Raw genomic sequence first — 4,518 nt, 5'->3', positions numbered from 1 at the left:
GCACGGGCCGCCAGAGCGGCCTCTGCCTCGCGCAGCTGGGCCTGTGCCATGTCGGAGGCCTCGACCACCATCTGTGCCTGACGCTGGACGGCCTCGGCGACAGCCAGGGCCTTGGTGTCGAGATTTTCGCCGAGGGTGGCCAGTTGCTGGCGCTCGTCACCCATCGTGCGGGTGATGTTCTGGGTTGCCGCCTGTGCCGTGCGGGCCGCATCGCTGAGGCGGGTCGCTTCGGTCAGCAGCATCTCGCGCAGCTGGGTCAGTTCCTGGCGGGCGCGTTCGGCCATATTGGCCGCTTCGTCTATGTCGCCGCGTAGCGAGGACACGATGTCGGATGTCTGTCTGGCCCCGTAAACGGTAGGGGCAACCATCGCATCGGCCAGTTCTCGGGCGCGCTGGCTCTCGCGGGCGAGAGCAGAGCCGAGGCGAAGGGCGTGGGCCAGAAGGAAGGCCAGCCCGACCGGAGCCAGAGCGATCAAGGCATAGACCGCGATACGGATCGGCTCCAGATCGACCATGCCCGAGCCGAACTCGAAGGCAAACCAAGAGGCAATTCCGCCCACCCAAAGGGCCGAGCCGATGATGGCAAAGACATAGGCGGCACTGCTGCCGGCGGTCTTTGGCTTGGCGGTTTTGGCGGCCTTGCTGACCTTGGTGGTCGCCACCGAGGGCTGGGTTTCGTTGGGCTTGGTCAGGGAGCCGTCGGCGGATTCGGCCAACGGCGAGAGAAACTGGTTCTGGCGCTCGGCTTCCAGGGCGCGCTGCTCGGCTATGCGCTGCTGCTCGGCAAGGCGACGTCGCTGACGCTCCGACATCGGACGCGCGTACGGGTCCGGTTCCGGCCCGGGGGCCGGTGCCGCAGGCTGGGGCGATGGTGGAATATCGCCTATCGGGGTTTCGAACGGGTCGTTCAGAGGCGCGTTTTCAATATCCGAAGCATCGACTGCTGCGGCGTTGTCTGACGAGTGTTCGGGCCGATGGGGTGCGGTCATGGGCATCAATCTCAGTCGGCTATGCGTCTTGGGCATGGTCCAGACGGTGACCCTAGACGCTGGAAACAGCCACGCAAAGCGGCAACAGGCTGATTTTTGCTAAGAAGATGATGAAAATCAGCGGGAAAACGTGCGCCGGAAAAGCAAAAGGCCGCAGATTCGCGGCCTTGGCGTTTCAGCAGCGGGGAGAGACGGTGGTGGCCGGCCTCTCATCCTGGGTAGAATGACACTCAGGCAAGCGCTTGACTTCAATGGGTTGTGTGGCGCGATCGATCGTCAGGCCGAACTGCGCCATCGCCGCAGCAGCCAGGAAGGCAACAATACCTGCCAGAAAATCGATCAGCATTTTCATATGCCGTTCATGCCAGAAGATGGGGCTTGCGGCAATGTTCAACACTCATAAGCTGCACATCGGATGTGTTTTTTCCGCTTTTGCGGAACCATGTCACGCGGTTGTCGCTGATCTGGTGCAACCGGGGTAAGGGCAGGGGGACGGTATGCTTAGACAAACTGTTTACGACCAATCCCTGCTCGTAGAGGGTGATGCGATATGGCGCACTGCCTTGGCAAACCGTCTGTCGCCGATCATGGAAAACGACGCCTATTTCGAAGCATTGAGCGCGGCTCTCGACAAGGCTGAAAAGTCGGTACTGGTGCTGGGGTGGCAGTTTGATCCGCGCACACGACTTGATCCGCAATCGCCCGACTACGAGCGCAGCGAAGAGATCGGAGAGCGGCTGAAGCGGATGGTCAAAAGCCGGCCTGACCTTGATGTGAGGCTGTTGATCTGGCGCTCGCCCATCCTGATCGCGGCATCACAGGGCTTTTACCCCCACAAAGCACTGAAGTTTTTCAAGAAACGCATGGTGCGTCTTGAGCTTGAAGGTGTGGGTCTGCTGGGGGCGTGCCATCACCAGAAGGTGGTCGTCATCGACGACAAGGTCGCCTTCTGTGGCGGAGGCGATATCTCCGTCGACCGTTGGGACGAGGAGGGACATTACAGCGGCGACCCCAGGCGATGCATGCCCTCGGGACTGATACCCTCGCCAAGGCATGAATGGATGTGCGTCGTTGACGGTGCCGCAGCCCGTTTGCTGGGGGATCTGGTGCGCCAGCGTTGGGAAAGGGCGACGGGAGAGGTTCTGCCTGTCGTAGAGACCGATACCGATCCGTGGCCCGAGCCTGTGGAACCGCTGTTTCACGATATCCGGATGGGCTTGTCGCGGACCTATCCTGCGGTGCGCGGCATGGAAGAGGTTCGTGAAAACGAAACCTTGTTCCTTGAATCAATAAAGTCCGCCAAGTCGCTGATATATATGGAGAACCAGTATTTTACCTCGCCGCTGATCGCCTCGGCGATCGCCGAGCGCCTGGCTGAGCCTGACGGGCCGGAGGTGGTGCTGGTGTCAACGGGGCGAAGCCCGTCGTGGTTTGACGGACTGACAATGGATACGGCCAGGGCCGAAGTACTTTGGAGGCTGGAAAAAGCCGATCTGCACGACCGCTTCTATGCCTTCTATCCGGTCACGCGGCGCGGCGACCGCATTATCGTGCATGCGAAGATGACCATTATCGATGACAAGCTGATGCGCATCGGGTCCAGCAATCTGAACAATCGTTCGATGGGTGTGGATACCGAATGCGATTTGTCTTTCGAGGCGCGGACAGAACAGGAGATGGCCCGGATCAGGCAGCTACGCCAGCATTCCATCGGCCATTTCATCGGCGTCACGACCGAGGATTTTGCCGAGGCCGAAAGTCTGCTGGGTGGTATCGGAAAATCCATCGCTACCTTCGGCAAGGCTCGCATGAAGGTCATGGGGTTGCGTCAGCCGACAGGCATCGAGCGTATGTTTGCCGAATGGCAGCTGGGTGATCCGACGTCGGCGCGGGATGCGTGGCGTCCGTGGCGTCGCCGCCATCTGACGCGCTCGACACGCCCGCGATCCGAAGGCGGAACGGCAGCCGGTTAGACCTGGATCTCGAACTCCATCACCAGTGGCAGGTGGTCGGAGGCCACGCGGGCCAATGCGCCTGATGCCGTACGGATGTTCCGGACCTTGATGTGCGGGCTGACAAAGATGTGGTCGATCCGGATGGCTGGAAAAGCCGATGGAAAGGTTTTCACCGACGGCTTCAACCCAAGCACGCGCTGGGAATCGGCCAGATGCCGGACCAGCGTGCCATAGGGGCGGGTGATCGAGGTGGCGTTGAAGTCACCGGCCAGAATGGTGGGGCCTTCGCACGCGCCGATCCATTCAGATCCGGCCAATGCCTTTGCCTGGCGGCGCTGTTCCTGTGGCACCAGTCCGAGATGGGTATTGATGACATTGAGGAAGCAGTTGCCGACCTGGATACGCGACCATACGGCTCCGCGCGGTTCGAGCCCGCGTATCCCCGCTACGGTCGGCAGAGGGCCGGCCCGCATCAGTGTCTCGGGAAAGCGGGTGAGAATGGCATCGCCGTATTCCTCTCCCTCTACGCGCATGGCGGGGTGGAAGCGCGATGACATCCGCAGAAGCGCGGCCAGCTCGGAGGCCTGATCCACGCTGTTGGTCCGCAGCCTGCCGACATCCAGCTCCTGCAGACATACGATGTCCGGATCTTCACGGGCGATGACGTCGGCTATCCGTCCGACGTCCAAACTACGGTCAGTGCCCACACAGCGGTGGACATTATAGGTGAGCAATGTGGGCATGACCGTATGGAAACGCAGTTCTGAGACGAAAGATCAGTCGCTCGTCAAAGAACGACCAATCGATCGGGGACTTCGTTGATGTCGTTGTCGCGCGGCGGGAAATGTTGGGACAAAGCCCCGCCGCAAAGTGCGATGGCCGCTTCCATGCCTTCAATGGGCTGGCCGCGCTTGATCCCCTGAACGAGAGCGCTGACAGCCTCGCCCCAGAACTCCGGCGTGGTGCGTGAATAGATGCCGGTATCGGCAATGACCTCGACCTCGTGATCGGCCATCGCGGCAAAGATCAGCACGCCTGTGCGGTCTGCGGTGTCGTGCAGACCGTGGGCCAGGAACTGTTGCAGGGCCACACGACGGACACGGGCACGGCGGATGCGCTGTGGCACCATCAAGCGCCCGATAAGGGGAATGACGCTGAGCAGGTAGACGCCCGTAAACGTCAGGACCTGCGCCAGCACATAGGCAACGAGGGCGCGGTTGACCTCATCCGACTGGCTGGCGGCGTGGGCGATCTCCCAGCCGTCGCCAAGGCCGAACCATTCGCCCGTCAGGCCCATCGGCACCAGTATCGCGGGCAGTACCAGCGATGCGCCTGCTGCCCATGCCAGTCTGACATCCCGATAGGTCGAGACACGGCGCGAAATGACGCAAAAGATCTCGCCGCTCGTACCGGATTCAGCTTCGGCGATGGCGCGCGAAATGCGGCTGTGATCTTCGGGGGTAAAGTCCATTACCATCCTCCTGAGGCACCGCCGCCGCCGAAGCCGCCGCCGCCGCCGCCAAATCCACCGCCACCGAAGCCGCCGCCACGTCCGCCACCACCGCGGCCACTGC

4 protein-coding genes and 1 pseudogene are annotated in these 4,518 nt (G+C 61.8%); 1 reads left to right on the top strand and 4 read right to left on the bottom strand.

What is annotated here, in order from left to right; all coding sequences use genetic code 11:
* Both B3H86_RS06615 and B3H86_RS06610 read right to left on the bottom strand, forming a co-directional pair.
* Window positions 1–989, bottom strand: a pseudogene (locus B3H86_RS06615) (tipN); the annotation flags it as partial.
* Between the two features lie 175 nt (window positions 990–1,164).
* Window positions 1,165–1,383, bottom strand: a complete 219-nt coding sequence (locus tag B3H86_RS06610) for a hypothetical protein (RefSeq protein ID WP_292052193.1) — start codon at window positions 1,381–1,383, stop codon at window positions 1,165–1,167.
* A gap of 103 nt (window positions 1,384–1,486) precedes the next feature.
* Here B3H86_RS06610 and B3H86_RS06605 point away from each other — a divergent pair, with 103 nt between their 5' ends.
* On the top strand, window positions 1,487–2,962 hold the full coding sequence (locus B3H86_RS06605) for a phospholipase D-like domain-containing protein (protein ID WP_292052191.1): 1,476 nt from the start codon (window positions 1,487–1,489) through the stop codon (window positions 2,960–2,962).
* Here the strand turns inward: B3H86_RS06605 and B3H86_RS06600 are convergent.
* Together B3H86_RS06600 and B3H86_RS06595 are read right to left on the bottom strand one after the other, a co-directional pair.
* Window positions 2,959–3,687 (bottom strand): endonuclease/exonuclease/phosphatase family protein, encoded by a 729-nt coding sequence (locus tag B3H86_RS06600; RefSeq protein ID WP_292052190.1) that lies wholly within the window; start codon window positions 3,685–3,687, stop codon window positions 2,959–2,961. The two genes, B3H86_RS06605 and B3H86_RS06600, sit on opposite strands and share 4 nt — an antisense overlap.
* 44 nt (window positions 3,688–3,731) lie before the next feature.
* A complete protein-coding gene (locus tag B3H86_RS06595) occupies window positions 3,732–4,415 on the bottom strand; it encodes a TPM domain-containing protein (RefSeq protein ID WP_292052188.1) in 684 nt (227 codons plus the stop codon).
* Between the last annotated feature and the right edge of the window lie 103 nt (window positions 4,416–4,518).

This window comes from Brevundimonas sp. UBA5866 (genome assembly GCF_002432125.1).
Lineage (GTDB): Bacteria > Pseudomonadota > Alphaproteobacteria > Caulobacterales > Caulobacteraceae > Brevundimonas.
Note: the sequence above shows the minus strand (reverse complement) of the source record. Positions and strands in the feature narration are given on the sequence as shown.